This window comes from Streptomyces sp. NPDC057854 (genome assembly GCF_042797055.1).
Lineage (GTDB): Bacteria > Actinomycetota > Actinomycetes > Streptomycetales > Streptomycetaceae > Streptomyces.
Genome location: NZ_JBHVMF010000044.1, coordinates 1 through 21,356 on the forward strand (window position 1 = coordinate 1; position 21,356 = coordinate 21,356).

The 21,356-nt window shown below is 75.2% G+C and carries 13 protein-coding genes; 5 read left to right on the top strand and 8 right to left on the bottom strand.

The window, feature by feature from the left end; translation table 11 throughout:
- The 4 genes from ACFVQZ_RS35800 to ACFVQZ_RS35815 all read left to right on the top strand — a co-directional run.
- A partial coding sequence (locus ACFVQZ_RS35800) for a hypothetical protein (protein ID WP_383629071.1) occupies window positions 1-187 on the top strand: 187 nt, incomplete at its 5' end.
- On the top strand, window positions 184-1,029 hold the full coding sequence (locus ACFVQZ_RS35805) for a metallophosphoesterase family protein (RefSeq protein ID WP_383629073.1): 846 nt from the start codon (window positions 184-186) through the stop codon (window positions 1,027-1,029). The genes ACFVQZ_RS35800 and ACFVQZ_RS35805, both read left to right, overlap by 4 nt.
- Window positions 1,026-1,730, top strand: coding sequence for a 4'-phosphopantetheinyl transferase superfamily protein (locus tag ACFVQZ_RS35810; protein ID WP_321193340.1), 705 nt, complete (start codon window positions 1,026-1,028; stop codon window positions 1,728-1,730). The genes ACFVQZ_RS35805 and ACFVQZ_RS35810 overlap by 4 nt, the downstream gene beginning before the upstream one ends.
- Before the next feature lie 410 nt (window positions 1,731-2,140).
- Window positions 2,141-2,545 (top strand): hypothetical protein, encoded by a 405-nt coding sequence (locus tag ACFVQZ_RS35815; protein ID WP_321193339.1) that lies wholly within the window; start codon window positions 2,141-2,143, stop codon window positions 2,543-2,545.
- A 143-nt stretch (window positions 2,546-2,688) separates the two neighbouring features.
- Here ACFVQZ_RS35815 and ACFVQZ_RS35820 read toward each other — a convergent pair whose 3' ends face one another.
- From ACFVQZ_RS35820 to ACFVQZ_RS35855, 8 genes are all read right to left on the bottom strand, one after another.
- The gene (locus ACFVQZ_RS35820) at window positions 2,689-6,489 is read right to left on the bottom strand and encodes an SDR family NAD(P)-dependent oxidoreductase (protein ID WP_383629076.1); all 3,801 of its coding nucleotides are present in this window, start codon (window positions 6,487-6,489) and stop codon (window positions 2,689-2,691) included.
- Entirely contained in the window at window positions 6,486-7,364 is an 879-nt protein-coding gene (locus tag ACFVQZ_RS35825; protein WP_383629078.1) for a thioesterase II family protein, read from the bottom strand. Before ACFVQZ_RS35825 ends, ACFVQZ_RS35820 begins: the two co-directional genes overlap by 4 nt.
- Window positions 7,361-10,669, bottom strand: coding sequence for an amino acid adenylation domain-containing protein (locus tag ACFVQZ_RS35830; RefSeq protein ID WP_383629080.1), 3,309 nt, complete (start codon window positions 10,667-10,669; stop codon window positions 7,361-7,363). The genes ACFVQZ_RS35825 and ACFVQZ_RS35830 overlap by 4 nt, the downstream gene beginning before the upstream one ends.
- A 220-nt stretch (window positions 10,670-10,889) precedes the next feature.
- Complete coding sequence (locus ACFVQZ_RS35835; protein WP_030497223.1) at window positions 10,890-11,645, bottom strand: thioesterase II family protein; 756 nt, start codon at window positions 11,643-11,645, stop codon at window positions 10,890-10,892.
- A complete protein-coding gene (locus ACFVQZ_RS35840; protein WP_321193337.1) occupies window positions 11,642-12,679 on the bottom strand; it encodes a methyltransferase in 1,038 nt (345 codons plus the stop codon). The genes ACFVQZ_RS35835 and ACFVQZ_RS35840 overlap by 4 nt, the downstream gene beginning before the upstream one ends.
- A 1-nt stretch (window position 12,680) precedes the next feature.
- Window positions 12,681-13,886 (bottom strand): cytochrome P450, encoded by a 1,206-nt coding sequence (locus ACFVQZ_RS35845; RefSeq protein ID WP_383629082.1) that lies wholly within the window; start codon window positions 13,884-13,886, stop codon window positions 12,681-12,683.
- 174 nt (window positions 13,887-14,060) lie between these two features.
- On the bottom strand, window positions 14,061-15,938 hold the full coding sequence (locus ACFVQZ_RS35850) for an AMP-binding protein (RefSeq protein ID WP_383629084.1): 1,878 nt from the start codon (window positions 15,936-15,938) through the stop codon (window positions 14,061-14,063).
- Window positions 15,939-16,013: 75 nt separating this feature from the next.
- A complete protein-coding gene (locus ACFVQZ_RS35855; RefSeq protein ID WP_081959532.1) occupies window positions 16,014-17,414 on the bottom strand; it encodes an MFS transporter in 1,401 nt (466 codons plus the stop codon).
- Between the two features lie 451 nt (window positions 17,415-17,865).
- On the opposite strand from ACFVQZ_RS35855, the gene ACFVQZ_RS35860 reads away from it, so the two are divergent.
- Complete coding sequence (locus ACFVQZ_RS35860; protein WP_383629086.1) at window positions 17,866-21,288, top strand: condensation domain-containing protein; 3,423 nt, start codon at window positions 17,866-17,868, stop codon at window positions 21,286-21,288.
- Window positions 21,289-21,356: the final 68 nt, after the last annotated feature.

The window sequence follows — 21,356 nt, forward strand, 5'->3', positions numbered from 1 at the left end:
GCCATGGACCTCCATGGCGACGCCGGCCGCGCTGTCGCGCACCCACCCGGACCATGGGCGCCGGGCCACATACGACATGTGCTCGTACACTGTGAATGTGGTCTTTCGGCGAAGTATCTTCGAGAGAGAAGGCAGCATGGTTCTGGAGCGGGCAGTGCGGTCGTACGTCTCGGCGGTGATCCGGTGACGCACCTCTTCGCCATCAGCGACCTGCACGTTCAATACCCGGAGAATCAGCGGATCGTCGAGGGGCTGCGCCCGGAGTCCGACGACGACTGGCTCCTCGTCGCCGGCGACGTCGGCGAGATGACCGCAGACATCCTCGATACGATGAAGACTCTGCGCGATCGCTTCGGCACCGTCGTGTGGGCGCCCGGGAACCACGAGCTGTGGACCCCGCCGGCGGACCCGGTGCAGCTGCGGGGCGAGGCGCGCTACGCGTACCTGGTCGACAGCCTGCGCGCGATGGGGGTCCGGACGCCGGAGGACCCGTACCCGGTCTGGGACGGGCCGGCCGGGCCCGTGGTCGTCGCCCCGCTGTTCGTCCTCTACGACCACAGCTTCCGGCCGCCGGGCGCCCGCACCAAGGAGGAGGCGCTGGAGATCGCCTACCGCGCGGGCGTGGTGTGCACCGACGAGTACCTGCTGCACCCCGACCCGTACCCCAGCCGGGACGCCTGGTGCCGGGCGCGGCTGGAGTACACGCGCGCGCGGCTGGACGCCGTCGACCCCGGCCTGCCCACCGTCCTCGTCAACCACTACCCGCTGGTCCGCGAACCCACCCGGATCCTGCGCCACCCGGAGTTCGCCCAGTGGTGCGGGACCGAGGAGACCGCGGACTGGCACGTGCGGTACCGGGCGGTGAGCGTGGTCTACGGACACCTCCACATACCGCGCACCCTGGAGTGCGACGGGGTGCCGCACCGGGAGGTCTCCCTCGGCTACCCCCGGGAGTGGGGGCGCCGTCCCGCCCCGCCGCGGGGCGCGGTGCGCATCGTGCCCGCGCCCGTGAGGGAGGGCTCCGCGTGACGGCCGCGCCGGCGACCGGGCGACTGCTGGCGGGGGCGCTGCCGCCGGAGGTCGTCCTGGAGGAGCTGTTCGGCGACCCCGACGCCGAGCTGTACCCGGAGGAGGCCGCCCTCGTGGCCGGCGCGGGCCCCGCGCGCCGGAGGGAGTTCGCCGCCGTCCGGCTCTGCGCCCGCCGCGCGCTGGCCCGGATCGGCTGCGCGCCGGGCCCGGTCCTGCCGGCCGCGGACGGGCCCCCGTGGGCCCGCCGGGCGCCGCGCTGGCCCGACGGGGTCGTGGGCAGCATGACGCACTGCGAGGGCTACCGCGCGGCGGCGGTGGCGCGCCGGGGCGCGGTCGCCTCGGTCGGGGTGGACGCCGAGCCGAACCTGCCGCTGCCCGCGGGCGTCGGGGGCGCGGCGCTGCTGCCGGAGGAGCGGGACACCGTCGCCCGGCTCTCCGCCGCGCACCCCGGAATCGCGTGGGACCGCCTGGTGTTCAGTGCGAAGGAGAGCGTCTTCAAGACGTGGTATCCCCTCACCCGGCGATGGCTCGATTTCCCCGAGTGCGTGATCCTTCCCGACCCCCGGAACGGCACGTTCACCGGGACGCTGCGGGTGCCCGGGCCGGTGGTCGCGGGGGTGCGCGTCGACCGCTTCCACGGCCGCTGGCGGATCTCGCCGGAACCCGGAAACAGGCTTCTGGCCACGGGAGTTGTCGTTTAGGAGACGGAGCCGTCGGCCGTGGCGGGCCGGCGGCACCGGGGGCGGGCGCGCGCCTCGATCGGGGCGACCGGGACATGGTGGGCGGTCTCGCCTCACGCCTCCGAAAACGCCACTGCCGTGGGGGCGTATCCTAGTGGAACGCTGGAGTGTTTGTGAGCCATTCATCGATTTTCTTGTGGCTTTTCCAGCCACAAGGTGGCTATAGTGCGAAACTGCGAATACCTCTCACATGACGGGGTGGGAGACGGTCGTTCGCGTGTGGCTCACACAGGTCGCGTTCTCGCCTGGTCCGCCCCGCGCGAGATGGCGATCGGAGGGACCATGATTGCGGGTGTTGTATGAGATGGACCATCACGGTTGAAGCGTCCGGCGGAGGCACCGAAGAGGAACCCGCGAAGATCACCGCGGTGATGCAGAGCGTTCCCGGCGGGCCGCCCCGCATAGTCGAACTGGTGGTCCGGGCCTCGGAAGACGGAGGAATCCCACCGCGCGCGGCACTCGACATCGACTTCGAGATGCTGGCCCAGGCGGTGAGCGGGGTCGCCGCCCCCGCGGCCCGCGCCGCGGGGCCGCAGGACGGCCCCAAGCCGGCGGCGGTGCCCGCGCTGCCGGACGAGAAGCAGACGGAACGCCCCTACCGCAAGATGCCCGACGCGGACGAGGTGCGGACGGTCTTCCTCAAGTCCAGAAGCGTCGGCAAGGTGGCACAGCACTACAGCGTCCCCCGCTACACCGCACAGGCGTGGGTGGACAGACTGCGTCGTATGGGTCTGCTGGAGGACGGGAAGCCGAGCGGCCGGAAGGCGCGCGGCTAGCGGGACGAGCACGGCATCGGCGGGACGAAGCCGAGTCTAGGGTCCCCGGCGGCGGATTCAGGCGCCGCCGGACGACCCCGCACGGAACCTTCACGCCGGAGTCACCTCCCGGGCCGGACCCCGGCCCGGGAGGCCCCCGGCCGTCAGCCGGTGATCCCCGCCGCCAGCGAACGGACCGTCGGTGACTCGTACAGCGCACCGACCGTGACCCGGTCGCCCAGGAGGCCGCTCAGCGCCTCCGCGAGCTGGACCGCCCTGATGGAGTCGCACCCCAGACCGAAGAACGAGTCGTCCCGGCCCACCCGGGGCACCCCGAGCACCTCGGCGGCGGTTCGGGCCACCAGCACCTCCAGCCGCCCGTCGGGCGCCGCGTACCCCGCGCCGCCCGCGCCGAGCGCCGCCAGGACGGCCGCCGGATCGGGCGCGCCGCCCGGGTCGCGCTCGATCCGCGACGTCACCGCCACCCGGGCGAAGACCCCCTGGCCGGCCAGCCGGGCCGCGACCGCCACCCGTACCGCCGGCGCGTCCGCGCCCGGCTCCGGCACCACCGCCACCGCGATGGTGCCGCCGCGCAGTTGATCCGCCGCCAGGTACGTCTTGATCTGCTCGTTCGCCGGATCCGCGCCGAGCAGCAGATGCACCGGGGCCGTCCGCAGGGCGCCCAGCAGGGCCAGCGTGCCGCGGGCCGGGTCGATCAGCGTCAGCCCCCGGTGCCGCGCCGCCGCGACGAGCGGACTGCCCTCGTTCATGCCGGGACCGTCCCACATGCTCCACGCCAGCGACCGGGCCCGCCGGCCCGCCGCCGCCCAGCGCTGGGCCCAGCCGTCCAGCACCGCGTTGGCCGCCGCGTAGGCGCCGAACCCGGTGCCGCCGAAGAAGCCGTTCACCGAGGAGAACAGCACCACCGCCGTGTCCGGACGGGTGGCCAGCAGCCCGTCCACGGCCACGCACCCCCCGGCCTTGGGGCGGAGCATCCGCTCCAGCCATCCGGCGGACTCGCTCCGCAGCTCGTGCCCCGACAGCGACTCCCACTGCTCCGCGACCGCCGCGCCCGCGAGGTGCAGCACCAGGTCGAGCCCCCGGCCCCAGGCCGCCTCCGCCTCGGCCACCGCACCGGCCAGCGCCTCCGCGTCGGAGGCGTCCACGGCCCGGTAGCGGACCTCGCCCACCGAGGACAGGATCTCCAGGGCCTCCCGGGCCCCGGGAGCCAGCCGCTCCTCCGGGGTCCGGCCCACGATCAGCAGCCGGGCCCCCTGCGCGACCGCCAGGTGCTCCGCCACCGTCCGCCCCAGGCCCCCGAGACCGCCGGTGATCAGACAGGTGCCGCCCGGCGGCAGCAGGTCCGCGGCGATGTCGAAGGCGTCCGGCAGCGGCACCGTCCGCAGCCGCTGCCGCAGCGGTCCGCCGGCGCGGACGGCGACCACGTCCTCCGGATGCCGCACGGCCGCGAGCCCGGCGAGTCCGGCCGGGCGGGCGTCCGCCGGTGCGTCGACCATCGCCGTGCGGGCGAGCAGCCGCTCGGAACGCGCGGTCCGCACCAGCGCGGTCAGCGCCGCCCGGCCCGGCACCACGAGCTCGCCGGGTGCCGTCGTGGCGGCGCCCCGGGTCAGCACGGTGAGCTCGGCGCCGGGGCGCACCCGCGCCAGGGCGGCGGCCACGGCCAGGAACTGCGCCGGGACGGCGCCGTCCCCGTCGGCCGGCGCCTCGGCGGGGTCCCCGGCGGCCACGAACAGCACCTGCGGCACCGGGCCCTCCCCGGATCCGCCGGCGGCGGGCTCCCCGAGACCGTCGAAGGCCCGCTCCAGCGCCTTCGCGAGCTCTCCGGGGTCCGTGCCGGCCGGCACGCGGGCGTCGGCCACCCCGTCGAGCCAGCCCGCGGCGTCCCCGCCGGCGACACACGCGACCAGCGGACCGGGCGGCCGCTGCCCCAGCGGCGCTCCGGCCGCCTCCCAGACGACCGCCAGCGCCGGGACCCCGACGCCCTCGTCGCCGGCCGCGGCGTCCGCGTCCGCGCCGCCCGCCTCGCCGCCGTAGCAGCGGTCGTCGAAACGCCCCTCGCGCCAGCCTTCGAGCAGCCGCTCGCGCTGCACCTTCCCGCCGGGCTGCCGGGGGAACTCGGCGGCCGTCACCGGCACGAGATACGCGGGACGCAGGGCCAGGTCGCGGGCGAGGGCCGAGCGGATGGCGTCCACCAGGGCCGGCACGTCGTCGCCGTCCGGCACGAAGAAGACCACCAGGGCGTCCGTGCCGGTCTCCTCGTCGGGCACGCCCGCCACCGCGGAGCACGCCGGCCGCACCCCGGGGACCTGCTCGACCACCGCCTCGATCTCGTGCGCCGGGAAGTTCGCCCCGTTGACGATCACCATGTTCGTCCGCCGGCCGGTGAGGAACAGCCGGCCCGCGCGCAGGAACCCCAGGTCGCCGGTGTCGAACCAGCCGTCGCCGGTGAAACTCTCCCGGTTGGCGCGCTCGTTGCGGGCGTAGCCGTTCATCACCGTGTCACCCGACACGTGCAGACGGCCGACCCGGCCCTCGGGAAGCACCTCCCCGTCCGGGCCCGTGATCCGCAGCGCCACCCCCGGCACCGGCGCGCCGACCTCCGTCACGACCACCGCGCCCGGCGTGCCCGCCGGCAGCTCGCGCAGCGCGCCGTCCAGCGAGCCGGGCTCCAGCGAGACGGTGCCGGCCGCGGGGTCGTCGCGGTGCATGCGCGTGTACGTCACTCCCGACGACGTCTCCGACATGCCCCAGCAGGGGACCATCGCGTCGGCCGGCAGCGCGTGCGGGGCGAGCAGTTCCACGAAGCGGCGGGCGGTCCGGGCCACCACGGCCTCGCCGGCGTTGCAGATGTTCGTCAGCCGGCTCAGGTCCCAGGAGCCGGCGGCGATCTCCTCCGCGTGCCGGCACACCAGCGAGAACGCGAAGTTGGGCGCCCAGGTGCTGGTGGCCCCGAACCGGTCCAGGCAGTCCAGCCACAGCAGCGGCCGGCGGATCACCGACTCCGTGCGCAGGTTGACGTGCTCGCAGGCCAGGAACACGTCCCGGAGGTTGAACATGATCATGCCGCCGACGTGGTCCAGCGGCATCCAGTTGAGCGAGACCTCGTGCGCGGTGAACCCGTTCGCGGCGATCGCCGCGTAGGTCCGCGCGACGATCGTGCGGTGGCGGTGCTGCACGCACTTGGGCGTGCCGGTGCTGCCGGAGGTGAGCAGGTTGACGATCAGCGCGTCCGGGTCGGGGACCGTCCACTCCGCCGGCTCCGGATCGGCCAGGGCGTCGGCGGCCAGCACCCGCAGGTCCTCGCCGCCGGGCAGCCGGTCCGCCAGGGACCGCACGCCGTCGAACAGCCCGGGATCGGCGACGACCGGCGGCCGTCCGAGCAGGTCCCAGGCGGCGGCGAGCTTCCGCACGGCGGCGTTGTCCGTGGCGTACTCGGGGGCGGGGGCCACCGGCGTGGGCAGGAACCCGCCCAGGACGCACGCCCACCAGGTGGTGACGAAGGCGCGGCTGTCGGCGCACTGCAGCAGCACCGTGTCGCCCGGGGCGAGGCCGTGCCGCCGCAGACCGCCCAGCACGCGGCGGGCGTCCTCGTACAGCTCGGCATAGGTCTGCCGGTCGGTACCGCCGTCCGGCAGCACGTAGGTGGTGCCGCGGTCGGGGGCCACCCGCGCGGCCCGGGCCAGTGCCTCGGGCAGCGTGGCCACCGCGTCCGGCGGCAGGACCGGTTCCGGGCCGCGGACGAGCGCCGGCCGGTCGGCGGGCACGTCGGTGCCGGCCGGCACGGCGCCGGCGGGGCCGGACGGCCGGCCGGCACCGGTCGCGCGCAGCCGGCGGTCGTGCACGGCGGCGGCCTCCCGGACGCCCCGGACCCCGGCCGCGAGCGCGGCGACGTCGTCCAGGGACATCCTCGGGGCGGAGAGGGGAGAGGAAGCGGTGGCGGTCACGCGGATGTCCTTCCGTCCGAGGCGGTCGACGGACCGGCGGGGCCGGCGGGCGGTACGGGGCGTCCGGCGGGGGCGCCGGCCTCCTCCGGGGCGGGCAGCCGGCCGGCGATCGCACCGGCGGCCTCCGGGGTCAGCCCCACGACGAAGTAGTGGCCGCCCTCGACGGTCAGCGCGGTGCGGCCCGCCGAGGTCCGGTCGGCCCAGCCCGCGAGGGCCCGCTCGTCCACGGAGCCGGTCCGGCCGCGGACCGTGGTGACCGGCACCGGCAGTGGCGGACGCGGCCGGTACCGGTAGTTCTCCCAGAGCGCGAAGTCGCTCCGCAGCAACGGCAGGAGGAAATCGAGCAGTTGCCCGTTCCGGGCCACCGCGTCCGGCAGCCCGCCGCGCTCCCGGACGGTGGCCAGCAGCTCCTCGTCCGGCAGCCGGTGCAGCGGCCGTTCCGGCGGCGGCGCCTGCGGGGCCGGCTGCTCGCCGACGATCAGCCGCAGCGGCCAGGTGCCGAACCGGCGTCCCATCTCGTGCGCGACCTCGTAGGCCAGCAGGGCTCCCGCGCAGTGCCCGTACAGCACGTACGGCAGCGCCGTGTACGGCCGCAGGGCGATCGAGCAGGCCGCGACCAGCGCGTCGACGCGGCCCGGCGGGTCCTCCCGGGACCGGTCCTCGCGCCCGGGCAGCTGCACCGCCAGGGTCTCCACCCACGGCGGCATCAGGGCCGCCATCCGCTGGTACACGGACGCGCCGCCCCCGGCGAACGGCAGGCACACCAGGCGTACCCGGGCGTCCTTCCGGGGCACCCGGCGCACCCAGGGCGAGTCCACGGCGAAGGTCACCGGACCGGCGTCCACGGGCGCCGGCGCGGTGCCGCCCCCGCTCACCGCGCGCCCTTCTCGTCGAGCCCCGCCGCCAGTTCGGCGATCTCGTCGTCGCTGCTGCCCTCCACCAGGGCGAGCGCCTCCGCCAGCGCGTCCCGCTGCGACGCCTCGCCGGCGCGGGCCGCGTCCACGAGGGCGGACAGGCCGGCCACGGTCGGGTCGGAGAAGAAGTCGGCGATCGGCAGCGCCACCCCGAACACCGCGTTCACCCGGGAGGACAGCTGGATCGCCTGGAGGCTGGTGCCGCCCGCCGCGAAGAAGTTCACGTGGTTGCCGATCCGGGCGCCGAGCAGCGGCGCGAACACCTCGCTGCGCATGGTGCGTTCGGTGGGCGTGCTGTTCTCCTCGTCGGCCTCCGAGAGCTCGTCGACCGCGGCGAACTCCACGGCGGGCAGCCGCCGCCGGTCGATCTTGCCGCTGGGGGTGAGCGGCACCGCGTCCAGCGGCACCAGCACGGACGGCACCATCGCGGCCGGCAGCCGCCCGGCCACCGCCGAGCGGACCGTGTCCAGCTGCAGCTCGCCGGGGTGCTCGGGGACCACGTACGCCATGAGCAGGGCGCCGGTGCGCGGGTCGGTCGCCACCTCCGCCACCGCCTGGGCGACGCCGTCCACGGCCTGCAGCGCGGCCTCCACCTCGCCCAGTTCGATCCGCACGCCGCGCACCTTGACCTGCCGGTCGGCCCGGCCGACGAAGCAGAGGTCCCCGGAGTCGTCCCAATAGGCGAGGTCGCCGGTGAGGTAGCGGCGGGATCCGGGCGGGCCGTCCGGATCGGGCCGGAACCGGTCGGCGGTCAGGTCCGGCCGGCCCAGGTAGCCGCGGGCCACCCCCAGCCCGGCGACGGCCAGTTCGCCGATTGCGCCGGGCGGCAGGATCCCGGACCCGGCGCCGTCCACCACGTAGGCGCGGTGGTTGGCCATGGCGCGGCCGATCGGCGGGGAGGCGGTCCACTCGCCCTCGCACCGCTTGGCGACCACGGTCACCGTGGTCTCCGTGGGGCCGTAGCCGTTCCAGAACGCCCGGCCGCGGGCCCACCGGGTGGTCAGCTCGCCGGTGAACGCCTCGCCGCCCACGAACGCCACCCGCAGATCCGGGTACCGGTCCGGGGAGAGCAGTTCCATGATCGCCGGGGGCAGGTCGATGACGGTGATCCGCTGCTCCCGCAGGACCGCGTCGAGGGCGTCCACGGAGCGCCGCTGGTCCTCGTCCATCACGTACAGCACCGCGCCGCTGAGCAGCGTCCCGAAGATCTCGAACACCGACACGTCGAAGCCCGGCGACGCGAAGTGCAGGACCCGGTCGTCGGGGGTGAGGCCGAACATCTCCCGGACGGTGCGGGTGAAGTTGGCGGCGTTGCGGTGCTCGACGACCACGCCCTTGGGCCGTCCGGTGGAGCCGGAGGTGTAGATCACGTACGCCGCGGAGGCGGCCGGGACGGCGGGCGGGGCGGCGCCGGCGCCGGCCGGGGGACCGTCCTGCGGGCCGGGGCCGACGAGCAGCCGCAGGGACTCCGGCACCCGGTCCGCCGTGCCGGGCGAGACCACCACGGTCCGGGCTGCGGTGTCCTCCAGGATCACCGCCAGCCGCTCGTCGGGCTGGGCGGCGTCGACCGGGACGTAGGCGCCGCCGGCGCGCAGCACGCCCAGCACGGACGCGAGCAGCGCCGGGCCGCGCTCCATCACCACCGGCACGAGGTCGCCGACCGCGACCCCGGCGGCGGTCAGCCGCTCCGCGATCCGGGCGGACCAGGCGTCGAGCCCGCCGTACGTCAGCGTGCCGTCCCGCCAGACCAGCGCGGTGCGGTCCGGGGCCGCGGCGGCGACCCGGGCGAACAGCTCGTGGAGCGGCGTCTCCAGCGGCTCGCCGATGGGGTCGTTCCACCGGTCGCGCACGGTGGCGCGCTCCTCCGCGGTGCCCAGCGGGGCGTCCCCGAAGGGCCGTTCGGGCCGCTCGCAGAGCGCGCCGAGGGTCTGGACGAAGCGGTCGAGGAGCCGGGCGGCGGTGGCCCGCCGGTACAGCGCGGTGGCGAAGCGCACGGCCACGGCGGGCTGTTCGCCGTCGTGGACCTCCAGCGTGAGCTCGAAGGTCCCGGCCCCGGAGTCGACGCGCTCGCAGCCGATCCCGACGCCGTCGGCGACGACCGGCCCGGGGGCCTCGCCGGTGGTGGTGAAGCCGATCTGGACCAGCGGCAGCCGGCCGGCGTCCGGTTCCACGCCGAGCGCGTCCAGGATGAGCTTGAACGGCAGGGCGGAGTGCCGCAGGCCGTCGCGGCGGGCGTCGCGCACCCGGGCCACCACGGCGGCGAAGCTGTCCGCCTCGTCGAGCTCGACGCGCAGCGGCAGCAGGTTCCCGATGTCGCCGACCAGCAGGCCGGCGTCGTGCGGACCCGGGACGTCGCACGGCAGCCCGACGGTGAGGTCGCCGCGCGCGGTGTGCCGGGCGAGCACCACGAGGAACGCGGCCAGCAGCACGTCCCGCCGTTCCGTGTCGCCCTTCGACAGGTCGTCCACCGCGGCGGACAGCGCGGCGGGCAGCGGCACCCGGACCAGGTCGCTGGTCAGGTCGATCAGCCGCGGCCGGGGGAGGTCGGCGGGCAGCTCGGTGGCCTCCCAGCCGGCCAGGGCGCCGCGCCAGTACTCGGCGGCGTCCCGGGCCTCGTCCCGCTCGCACCAGTCGCGCTGCCAGCTCGCGTACCGCCCGAAGTCCACGGCCTCCCGGTCCCATTCCGGCGCCCGGCCCGCGGCCCGGGCGCGGTAGGCGTGCGCCAGGTCGCGCTGGAGCACCTCCGCCGACCGGGGGTCCATGACGAGGGAGTGGCCGGTCAGCACCAGCAGGTGGCGCTCGGGGGCGGCCCGCAGCAGCCGGAAGCGCACCAGCGGGCCGGAGTTGAGGTCCATCCCGCGGCGCAGCTCGCCGCGCACCACCTCGTCGGCGCGCGGGCGCAGCCGCTCCTCGGGGACGTCCTCGACCTCCAGTCGCACCTCGGGCACCGGCTGCACCCGCTGGACGCCCTCGGTGTCCTCGTCCGGGAAGACCGAGCGGAGCACGGTGTGCCGCCGGAGCAGATCGGTCAGGGCCGCGCGCAGCGCCTCCGGGTCGAGCGGGCCCTCGACCGGGAAGGCGAAACCGAGTCCGTAGGCCAGGGTGCTGGGGGCGAGCCGGTCGAACAGCCAGAGCTGTTCCTGCCGGTACGACAGAGCGGCGGAGCGGACGCCGGCGGACACGCCCTCCAGCTGAGCCAGCAGCGCGTCCCGTCGGTCTCCCGGGAGCCGGCGCAGTCGACGAAGCAACTCGCTCTGTTGACTCATGCCACTGTCCTCCAAGTCAGTCAGCAAAAACACGACAGGCGATGCAGAGACATACCTAACAGGCAACACAAGAGTCAGCGCAATACGGTGAATCCCGCGGGTGCGCGCAGTGTCCGCCGCTCTCCGCGGGCACGCCGCGGGCCCACGTCACCGCCCGCGGGCACGCCCGGGCCCCCGCGGGCCGTGGCGTCGGACCGCGGGTGGCCGCAGGGAGGGCGGGTCAGCGCCGCGCGGGGAGGGAGTCCAGCGTGAGCCGGTCCGCCAGGGTGCGGACCAGCTCCGGCGGCGCGTCCAGGAAGCTGTAGTGGGTGCCGGGCAGGACCACCTTCTCGGTGGGCGCCCAGGCCGACCAGCCGCCCATGAGGTGGTGCGGCACCTCGACGTCGCCGTCCCAGCCCAGCGCCGTGATCGGGCAGGGCGCGGTGCCGGCGGGGCGGAAGTACGTCCGGTTGGCGTCCAGATCGGCCTGCATCACGTCGATGAACAGGTCGACCAGCTCGGCGGCGGACGCCGCCGCCCCCATGGCGGTCAGCAGTCCGGTGATCTCGTCCCGCAGCCCCTGGTCGTCCAGACCGAGGAACCGGCCCCAGGGGCCGTCCTGCGGGGCGACCTGGCTCGACGCGAAGTACCGCACCGGCGCCGGCAGGCCGCGCTCGGCGATCCCGAGGACCGTCTCGAAGGCGGGCAGGGCGCCCCCGCAGTGGCCGAACAGCGCGTACGGGCGGGCGGTCAGCAGCTCCCCGACGTCGTCCAGCAGCGCCGCGGCCAGCTCCGCGTAGGTGCCGAAGTGCGGTTCGCGCATCCGGTTCTCCCGCCACGGCAGCTGCAGCGGGACCACCTCCGCGTCGCCGACGGAGGCGGGCCAGGCGCGGAACATGGAGGCGCCGCATCCCGAGTACGGCATGCACAGCAGCAGCATCCGGGCCTCGTCGGACGGGGGGCGCAGGAACCAGCGCCTCTGCCGGGCCTCCCTCACGCCTTCTCCCCCTTCACCACGCCGTTGGCGCCGGGGGAGTCGAACCGGACGGTGCCGACCCGGTCGCAGCCGGCGTCGCGCAGCCAGCCGGCGTACTCGGCGGCCGTGTAGTTCCGCCCCCAGGTGCCGACCAGCATGTTCATGCTCATCAGCGCCGCGTCCACCGGGCCGGACTTGTCGTCGTCCACCAGCAGTTCGCTGATGAGGACGGTGCCGCCGGAGGGCAGCGCGTCCAGACAGGACGCGAGGATCTTCCGGTTCTGGTTCTCGTCCCAGTCGTGCAGGATCATCGACAGCAGCACGGCGTCGTGCCCGGACGGCAGCGGATCGGCGAAGAAGTCCGCCGCCACCGTGTCGATGCGGCCGGTCATCCCCGCCTCGGCGATGCGCTCCCGCGCCAGGGCGCATACGTGCGGCAGGTCTACGACGGTGCCGCTCAGGTGCGGGTGGCGGCGGCACAGTTCGATCAGGGTGGCTCCCGAGCCGCCGCCGACGTCCATGATCCGGCGGACGCCGGAGAGGTCCAGCGCGTCCGCCATCCGGCGGGCGGTCAGGGTGGAGAAGGCGAAGAGCCCGCCCCAGAAGGACTCCGGCCGGTTGCCCTCCTCGAACATGTTGCGGTCCGGGTCGGGCACCGGCTTGGTGGGCGCGTCGGTTCGGACGGCGTCGGTCGCGCGCAGCCAGCCGGGGGTGGTGTACCGGGTCACCATCCGCACGTAGTCGCCGAAGTAGTCGGGGCGTCCCGGCACCAGGTACCGGTCGGCGACCGGAGCGTTGGCGTAGCGCCCGTCCCGCGCCTCCAGGAGTCCGAGCGCGGCGCACGCGGTCAGCAGGACCTCGGCCGGCCGGTCGGCCAGACCGAGCCGGGCGGCGACGGCGGGCGCGTCGGCGGGACCGCCGGCCAGGGCCCCGAAGAGCCCGGTCTCGATCGCGGCGGTCAGCGTCTGGGCCTTCCACAGCCCCGTCGCCAGGTCGATCAGCAGGGTCGGCTGCGGCTCTCCGGCGCTCGTCCCGGTGGGTGACCCGATGGTCATCTCAGCGCTCCTCCCCGGTGCGGAACCGCACCGAAACCTGGTCGAACGTGATGTGCCGGCCGTTCTCGAAGTGCAGGTCGCTGGGGGCGGCCAGGTCGAACAGCGGCAGCGTGGCCAGCTCGTCGAGGACGGCGGCGAACTCCGCCCGGGCCAGATGGACCCCCAGGCAGTGGTGGATGCCGTGCCCGAAGGCGAGGTGCTGGTGGGAGTTGCCGCGGTCGGGGTCGAACCGGTCGGGGTCCGGGAACTTCTCCGGGTCCCGGTTGGCCGCGTCGAACAGCAGCACCACCCGGGCGCCGGCCGGGATGACGGTGCCGGCGACGGTGACCTCGCGGGTGGTGACCCGGGTGAACCGGTCGGTGGGGCACCACCGGCGCAGGGCCTCCTCCGCGACGGCCGGGCGCAGCTCCGGCTCGTGGCGCAGCCGCAGCTGCAGCGCGGGGTCGCCGGCCAGGGTGTGCGTCAGCCGGGTGATCGAGTTCATCGTGTTGTCGTGCCCGGCGACGCAGAAGCTGACGATGACCGAGTACAGCTCCTCGTCGGGCAGCGGCCGGCCGTCCCGCTCCATCGTCGCCAGCCGGGCGAGGTAGCTGCCGTCGGGGGTGCGCCGGACCCGCTCGACCTCCTCGGACAGCAGGGCGTGGAACGCGGGCCAGAACTTGCTCGCGTCCCGGTCGGTCGAGATGTACGTCCACATCGTCCGGGTCGCCTCGCGGATCCGGGCGCGGCAGCTCGCGGAGAGCCCGAAGGCCACGCCCAGGACCTCGATCGCGAACGGCTCCGCGAACTCGGCCATCAGGTCCCCGTGGCCGCGCTCGACCACCGGCGCGAGCAGCCGGGCGACCATCCGCCGCAGCTCCGGCACCAGCGCCTTGACCGCGTCGCCGGTCACCGGGCCCGCCATCCGGTCGCGTATCTCGCGCTGCTGCGGCGGGTCGTAGTCGATGGGCGAGAACATCGGCATGCCCTCGGCGCGCGGGAAGTGCACGCCCCGCGCCGAGCTGAAGGTGCGCCAGTCCGTCAGGGCGGCGCGCACGTCCGCGTACCGGGACAGGATCCAGATCCCGCCGTACGCCGGTGACCAGGTCACGCCCTGCTCGCGGATCCGGCTGTTCACCCGCTCCGCGGTCTCGGGGGTGTATCCGGGGTCGTGGTGGTCGAAAGCGGTCACCAGCCGGTCGGTGGCGTCCGCGGCCTCGGTGGTCATGCCGGCCTCCATGCCGAAGTCGTCGGTGAGACGAGGAAGGTCGTGCCTGGGGTCTGTGGCGTGCGGGGCGTGCGGTCCCTGCGGGGGGTACGAGACGTGCGGGGCGTGCGGTACGTACGCGGCGTCCCGGGCGTGCGGGCGTGTGGGCCTGTTGGGCGGGCCGGGCGTGCGGGGTCAGCGCCGCCGGGGGGCGATCGGGGGGAGCGCCGCCGGGGCGCCGGGGGCGGCGGCCGACGGGGCGAGCCGGGCCAGGCCGCTGACGGTGGGATCGGCCATCAGGTCGGGCAGTTCGATCCGCACGCCGAGGGCCTGCTCGATCCGGCCCTGCAGCTGGGCGAGCAGCAGCGAGTCGCCGCCGAGTTCGACGAAGTGGTCGTCGGCGCCCACCCGTTCGACCCGCAGCAGCTCGGCGAAGAGCGCGGCCAGTGTCGCCTCGGTGCCGGGGGCGGGGGTCCGCCAGGCGCGGGAGGGGCGGCCCCGGTCCCAGTCGGCCGGGGGCAGCCGGCGCCGGTCGATCTTGTGGGAGGTGTTGAGGGGGAACGCGTCCAGCTGGACGTAGGCGACGGGGATCATCCAGTCGGGCAGCCGGTCCACCAGGTGGTTGCGCAGCTCCAGCGGGGCGATCTCGCGCGCGGCGACGAAGCAGGCGACGAGGCGGCGCTGGTCGCCGTCCGTCGTCGCGACCACGGCGACCTGGTCGACGTCGGGGTGGAGGCCCAGCGTCCACTCGACGTCGCCGAGCTCCACCCGGTGGCCGCGGATCTTCACGATGTTGTCGATCCGGCCGTGGTGCTCCAGGATCCCGTCGGGCCGGAACCGGCCCGCGTCGCCGGAGCGGTAGAGGCGGCTGCCGGGGGGACCGAACGGGTTGGGCCGGAACCGGTCGGCGGTCTGCGCCGGGTCGCCCAGGTAGCCGAGGCTGAGGCAGTCGGAGTCGATCCACACCTCGCCGATGCCGTCGGTGACCGGCGTCATGCCGTCGTCCTCCAGCAGGTGGACGGTGACGCCCTCGATCGGACGGCCGACGGGCGGCGGTCCGGACCGGTCGGCGTCGGTGGCCGTGGCGGGGGTGCAGCGCAGGTCCCAGGGATGGCAGGAGTTGGCGATCTGGAACGCCTCCAGGCTGCCGTACGAGACGGCCACCTCGAACGGCAGGTCGGCGGGGCCCCACCGGTTCAGCCGGTCGCCGCCCAGGGTGAGCAGCCGCAGCGCGCAGTCGCGCGGCCAGGGCAGGCCCTGCAGCACCTCGCCGACCGGGGTGATGACGAAGCTCTGGGTGATCCGTTCGGCGACCAGCCAGTCCCGGAGCGCGGGCGGGGAGGCGATCACCTCGTGGTCGCCGATGACGATGTGCGCCCCCTGCCAGAGCAGGCCGCCGACCTCGTGGAGCGCGATGCCGGCGCCCGCCGCGCCGAGCCAGGAACCGCGGTCGGCGCCGGTGGTGGCGTTGATGGCGGCGCTGCGGGCGGCGCTGAGCGCCAGCCACGCGTGCTGCGCCAGCACGATCTTCGCCTCGCCCGAGGAGCCGGAGGTGAACATCGCGTAGGCCAGGTCCTCGGGGCGCGGGGCCGGGCGCGGAGCGGCGCTGCCGGGCGGGGCGTCCGGCGGCGGGGCGGCGGCGTCGAGGGTGAGCACGGGCAGCTCCCGGGGGACCGGGGGCAGCGGGGTGCCGGTGCCGCGGCCGGGGGCCGCCGTCAGCACCGCGGCGGGCCTCCCGGCGGCGACGGCGCGGGCGAATCGTTCCGCCGGGACGGCGGGGTCCAGCGGCATGCAGACCCCGCCCGCCGTCAGGCAGCCGAGCATGCCGACCACCCACTCGACGGAGCGGCCCAGGTGCATGGCGACCATGTCGCCGGGCCGGACCCCCGCACCGGTCAGCGCGTCGGCGAGCCGGCCGGCCCGCTCGTGCAGCTCCCGGTAGGTCAGGCGTACGCCGCCGTGCTGGACGGCGGGTGCCTCGGGGGTGCTGCGGGCGAACTCCTCGATGCGGGAGACCAGGGTGGTGCCCGGCCCGGAGCGGAGCACGGCCGGGGCGTCCTGCTGGCTGATCATGTCGTCCTCTCGGGAAAGGGGGAGAGCCGTGCAGGGCGGTCCGGCCGTACGGCGGTCACCGGGCCGGGGCCGGGGTCAGTCCACGACGAGCCGCATGTCCTCCGGCACGTCGTCGGTCAGCCGGGTCACCGAGCCGGCGAGGACCCAGAGCACGGCGCACAGCGCGAGGGCCGCCGCCAGGTAGAAGGCGGCGACGTTGCCGAGCGCCACGGCGATCGCGCTGCCCAGCAGCGGACCGGCCGCGTTGGCGCCCCAGACGAGCGGCAGGGAGACGCCGCCGACGCGGCCCATCGCCTGCGGCGGGGTGGCCTTCTGGATGAGGGTCATGACACCGACGTTCCCCACGGGCGTGGTGAACGACGAGATGCCCTGCGAGACGATGAGCACGACGACCGCGAACGCGGTGCCGCCGAGCTGGGCGAGCGGCAGCAGGGCGAAGGCCACCACCAGCATCGAGTGGGTCAGCAGCAGCGTCCGGCCGATGCCCAGGCGTTCGTTGATCCGCCGGGACAGGATCGCGCCGATGACGACCGGCGCGCCGCCCACACCGAGGGTGAGGCCGATCTGCGCGGCGCTGAGCCCCAGGTCCTCGGAGCCGAACACGATGATCATGGCGAGGACCATGGACACCGCGGTGTTGCCGAAGGTGGCCATCAGCGTCAGATAGCGCAGCAGCCGGTTGCCGAAGGTCATGGTGATGCCGCCGCGCAGGTCGGCCAGCGTGGCGCCGAGGCCGCGGGCGTGCGCCTGCTGCTCCGGCTCGCGGAACTTCACGAACCCCAGGGCGACGGCCGCCAGCAGATAGGAGACGGCGTCGACGGCGAGCGCCCGCGCGGCGCCGAGCGCGCTCACCAGGGCGCCGCCGCCGCTCCGTCCGAAGATCAGGGCGACGGAACGGCTCAGCTGGGTCTTGGCGTTGCCGTCCACCAGGTCCTCGCGCGCCAGCAGCTGCGGCAGGTACGCCTGGTAGGCGAGCTGGAAGACGACGTCGAACACGCCCTTGACCAGCGCGGCGACGTACAGGTGGGTCATGGTCAGGCTGTCCAGCGTCCACGCCAGCGGCAGCGAGCCGATGACGACGAAGCGGGCGGCGTTGGCCACCTGCATCATCGTCCGCCGGTTCATCCGGTCGGTGAACACGCCCATGAGCGGGGCGAGCAGGACGAACGGCACCCACTGCGCGGCGATGAGCATGCCGACGCCGACCGCTCCTTCGCCGAAGCCGATGACGGCCAGCAGGGGCAGCGCGACCACGCTGATCTCGCTGCCCAGCAGGCTGATCGACTCGCCGCCCCAGACCAGGGCGAAGTCACGGTTGCGGACCAGGAGGGAACGCCGCTTCGCGTTCGGGGCACCGGCCGGGGGCGACGCGGTGGAGGACTGGTCCGGCGGGGACTGGGGCGGTAAGCCCCGGTCGGCGCTCTCTTCCTCGGCCGGGTTGGTTCCGGTCCCGGATGACGGATTGGTCGAGGTCATGCCCTGTGGCTCCTCTTAGCAGGAATTCGGTGCTAGACGCTCGTGTGCGTTCAGGGGTGCGCGTCGACCACACACCACAAGCGCGCACGGCGTCACCGTACGGCCACGCTGCACCGTACGGCCACCCCGCACCGTATAGCCACTCTGCATCGAGCAGCCAGTCTCCACGCACAGTCGGTGCGCCCGGCCGGCGGGGTCCCAGCGGTCACGGGGTCTCCTCCTGTTCGAACACGCAGGGTGGGACGGTACGTCAGGAACAGCGGCCGAGCAGCGGTTTTGCCATGTCATGACTGCGGGGACGCGATCCGGCCGGATCGCGCGGCGGCATGGCGGGAAAGGAGATCGTCCGAACGGCGACCCGATCGCACGGATGAGCGACAGGGGTGGCGCAGTCTCGCGGGCCCGCGGAGCGAGCCTGGGAAATGTCTGCGCGCCACGATACCGTATCTTCATGAGAGACTACGAAGACTTCATGCCCCTCGCGGTGATCCAGGAGCACTTCTGGTCCTCCGGGGGATCGGCGGCCGAACAAGCCCCCCTCACCGAGTGCGTGGCGCTGGAGGTCCCGGGCCGCATCGACCCCGCCGCCCTGCGCACCGCCGTGCGCGCCCTGCTGCAGCGGCACGAGATCCTGCGCACCGCCGTGCGCCTGCACGACGGCCGGCCCGCCCAATGCGTGCTCCCCGCCCCCGAACAACCGCCGCTGACCGAGATCACCCTGCCCGGCCGCGCCACCGACGAGGACGCGCGGCGGGACCGCGACCGGGAGCTGAGCCGCTTCGCCGCCGCCGGGATCGACCCCGCCGCCGGCTGCGGCATCGCCTTCCTCCTGCTGCGCGGCGGCCCCGCCGGCGAGGACGCCCTGGCGCTCGCCGTCCACCACATCTTCGCCGACGCCACCGCGGTCCGACTGCTGCTGGCCGAACTGGCCGCCGACTACACCGCCGCGCATGCCGGTTCCCCCTCCCCGGTGCCGCCGCCCGAGCTGCAGTACGGCGACTACACCGAGTGGGAGCGCACGACGCTGCTGCCCGCCGTCCAGGAGACGGACACCGCCTGGTGGCGGGAGAACCTGCGCGACGCGCCGACCGCCCTGGAGGTCCGCCCCGACCTGCCGCGCCGCCGGACCCGGCGCGGCGCGGGCCGGCGCACCGGCTTCGTCCTGCCGGGCGTCGGCGGCCCCGCCGTACGGCACGCCGCACGGACCCTGCACGCCTCGCCGTACGCCCTCTGCCTCACCGGCTGGGCCGCCCTGTTCACCCGCTCGACCGGCGACGAGGACCTGCTGCTGGGCGTGCTCGCCGCCAACCGCACCGCCCCCCAGCTGGAGTCGCTGGTGGGCCAGCTCGCGAACACCGTCCCGCTGCGCCTCGACCTCGGCGGGGCACCGGACCTGGCCGAGGCGGTCGCCCGCTGCTCCGCCGCGGTGACCGCGGCCGTCGAGCACGTGCGGCTGCCCTTCAACCGGATCTTCCAGGCCGCCGCCGCCCCCCGGCCCACCGACCGGACCCCCCTCATCCAGCACATGTTCATGCCCCGCGCGGACGCCGTCGGCGCACTGGAGCTGGGCGGCCTCCCGGTACGGGTGCTGGACGTCGCACGCGACCGCGGCCGGTTCGACACCGTCGCCGAGATCGAGGTCACCGACGACGAGGTCAGGCTGTGGCTGGAGTACGACGGCGACCTCTACACCCCGGACGGGATACGCGCGCTGGCCGAGGACTACGCCCGGGTGCTGCGCCAGTGGCTGGCGGAACCGGCCCTGCGGCTGCCGGAGCTGGAACTGGGCGCACCCCCCTCGGACGCACCCGGCACCGAGGACGTACCCGGCACCGAAGACGCACCCGGCACCGAAGACGCACCCGGCACCCTCGACGTACCCCGCACCGGCGACGTACCCGGCACCGAAGACGTACGGGTGGACCTGCCCGACGGCACCGCCCTCACGCTCCGCCTCGACCGGTCGCGCGGGCCCGGGCGGTGGCCGCTGCTGGCCGGCGTCGACGGGGCCCGCCCGGAGGACCTGGCGCTCGCACCCGGCCGCTCCGCCCACCACCCCGCCGCACTGCTCCTCGGCACGACCCCCACCGGTCTCGTCGCCCGGCGCGACACCCGGGGACGGCTGGAGATCGTCGCCGGACCGCCCGCCCCCGAGCCGCCCGCCACCGCCCCGGACGCCGCCCCCGCGGACCGCCCCGCGGCCTCCGGTTCCGACCGGCTCCTGGAACTGGTCACGGAGATCTGGGCCCAGGTCCTGGAACAGCCGGGCCTCACCCCCCACGACGACTTCTTCGCCTGCGGCGGGCATTCCCTGCTGGCCACCGCGCTGGTGGCGGAACTCCAGGCCACCCTCGGCGCCGAGGTACGGGTGCGGGCCCTGTTCGAGAACCCCACCCCGGCCGAACTCACCGCCCACCTCCGCGCCACCGCACCCGGCCTCGACGCCATGCTCGACCTCCTCGCCGACCTGCCCGGCCCCACCGACGACGAGACCGCCGGCGCACCGCACGACACGCCGTCCCCCCTTGCCGCGACCGGAACCGGCGGCCACGACACCGCCGTCGACGTGCCGCTGCTGTCCGGCCAGCGGCAGCTGTGGCTGGCCCAGCAGGCCGACCCCGACGCCCTCACCCACACCATCCCGCTGATCCTGGACCTCACCGGCCCCCTGCGGCCGGACGCCCTCGCCGCCGCCCTCAACGACGTCATCGCCCGACAGGCGGGCCTGCGCGCCACGTTCGTCGAGGTCGACGGCGTGCCGGTGCAGCGGATCCAGCCGTACGCCCCCGTCGACGTGCCCACCGTCGACCTGTCCGGCACGGACGACGACACCGCCCGCGCCGCCGAACTGCGGCGGCTGGAACAGGAGATCGCCTACACCGGCTTCGACCTCACCCGGGGACCCCTCCTGCGGGCCCGGACCATCCGGCTCGGCGCGGAACACCACCAGGTCCAGCTGCTCTTCCACCACCTCGTCACCGACGAGGTGTCCATGACCCTCCTCATGCGCGAACTGAGCACCGCCTACGAGGCCAGGGCCGCCGGACGGATCCCCGCACCGCACCCGCCCGAGACCGACATCGGCACCCTCGCCCGGTCCGAGGCGGACTTCCTCGCCGGCCCCGACGGCGACCGCCTGCGCCGCTTCTGGGCCCGCGAACTCGCCGGCGCCGCCCCGCTGCGGCTCCCCACCGACCGCCCCCGGGGCGACCGCGCCCGCTTCCGCGGCGAGTTCCTGGAGCGGCCCCCGTCGCACGACGCCGCCAAGCAGCTGCGCGAGCTGGCGACCGCCTGCCACACCACGCCCTTCACCGTCTTCTGCGCGGCGGCGGCGGTCGTGCTGCGGCGGCTCAGCGGCCAGGACGACATCGTCATCGGCATCCCGACCGCGAACCGCACCCAGCCGGGCGCCGACCAGGTCATCGGCTGCTTCCTCAACGTCGTGCCGGTGCGCCTGGACCTGTCGGGGAACCCCCGCTTCGACGAACTCGTCCAGCGGGTCGGTGAGGCCGTACTGCGCTCCTACGAGCACCAGCGACTGCCGTTCGCGGAGATCGTGCAGGCGGTCCAGCCGCGCCGCGAGCCCGGCACCCATCCCATCTACCAGGTCACCTGCGAACTGCAGCTGGAGTCCTGGATGCCCGCCCGGTTCGCCGGCCTGGACTGCGAGTACCGCTTCCTCTCCCACGGCACCGCCCGCTACGACCTCGCCTTCCACGGGCTGCTGCGCCCCTCCGGCCTGTCCGCGATGGTCGAGCTGAACACCGACCTGTGGGACCCCGCGACCGGCTACCGGCGGATCGACCAGGTGCTGGAACTGCTCGGCGCCGCGGCGGAGGGACCGCGCACGCCGATCGGCGACCTGCCGGGATGACCGGCGGGGGCCGGGTGGGGGGCGGGGGGCCCACCCCCCCCCCACCCCCCCCCCGGCGCCGGCCCCCA

Coding starts and splice junctions, on each gene's coding strand:
- ACFVQZ_RS35815 (WP_321193339.1), top strand. CDS start 2,141: ATGCAGAGCGTTCCCGGCGGGCCGCCCCGCATAGTCGAACTGGTGGTC.
- ACFVQZ_RS35830 (WP_383629080.1), bottom strand. CDS start 10,669: ATGAGTCAACAGAGCGAGTTGCTTCGTCGACTGCGCCGGCTCCCGGGA.
- ACFVQZ_RS35840 (WP_321193337.1), bottom strand. CDS start 12,679: ATGACCATCGGGTCACCCACCGGGACGAGCGCCGGAGAGCCGCAGCCG.
- ACFVQZ_RS35845 (WP_383629082.1), bottom strand. CDS start 13,886: ATGACCACCGAGGCCGCGGACGCCACCGACCGGCTGGTGACCGCTTTC.
- ACFVQZ_RS35850 (WP_383629084.1), bottom strand. CDS start 15,938: ATGATCAGCCAGCAGGACGCCCCGGCCGTGCTCCGCTCCGGGCCGGGC.
- ACFVQZ_RS35855 (WP_081959532.1), bottom strand. CDS start 17,414: ATGACCTCGACCAATCCGTCATCCGGGACCGGAACCAACCCGGCCGAG.
- ACFVQZ_RS35860 (WP_383629086.1), top strand. CDS start 17,866: ATGAGAGACTACGAAGACTTCATGCCCCTCGCGGTGATCCAGGAGCAC.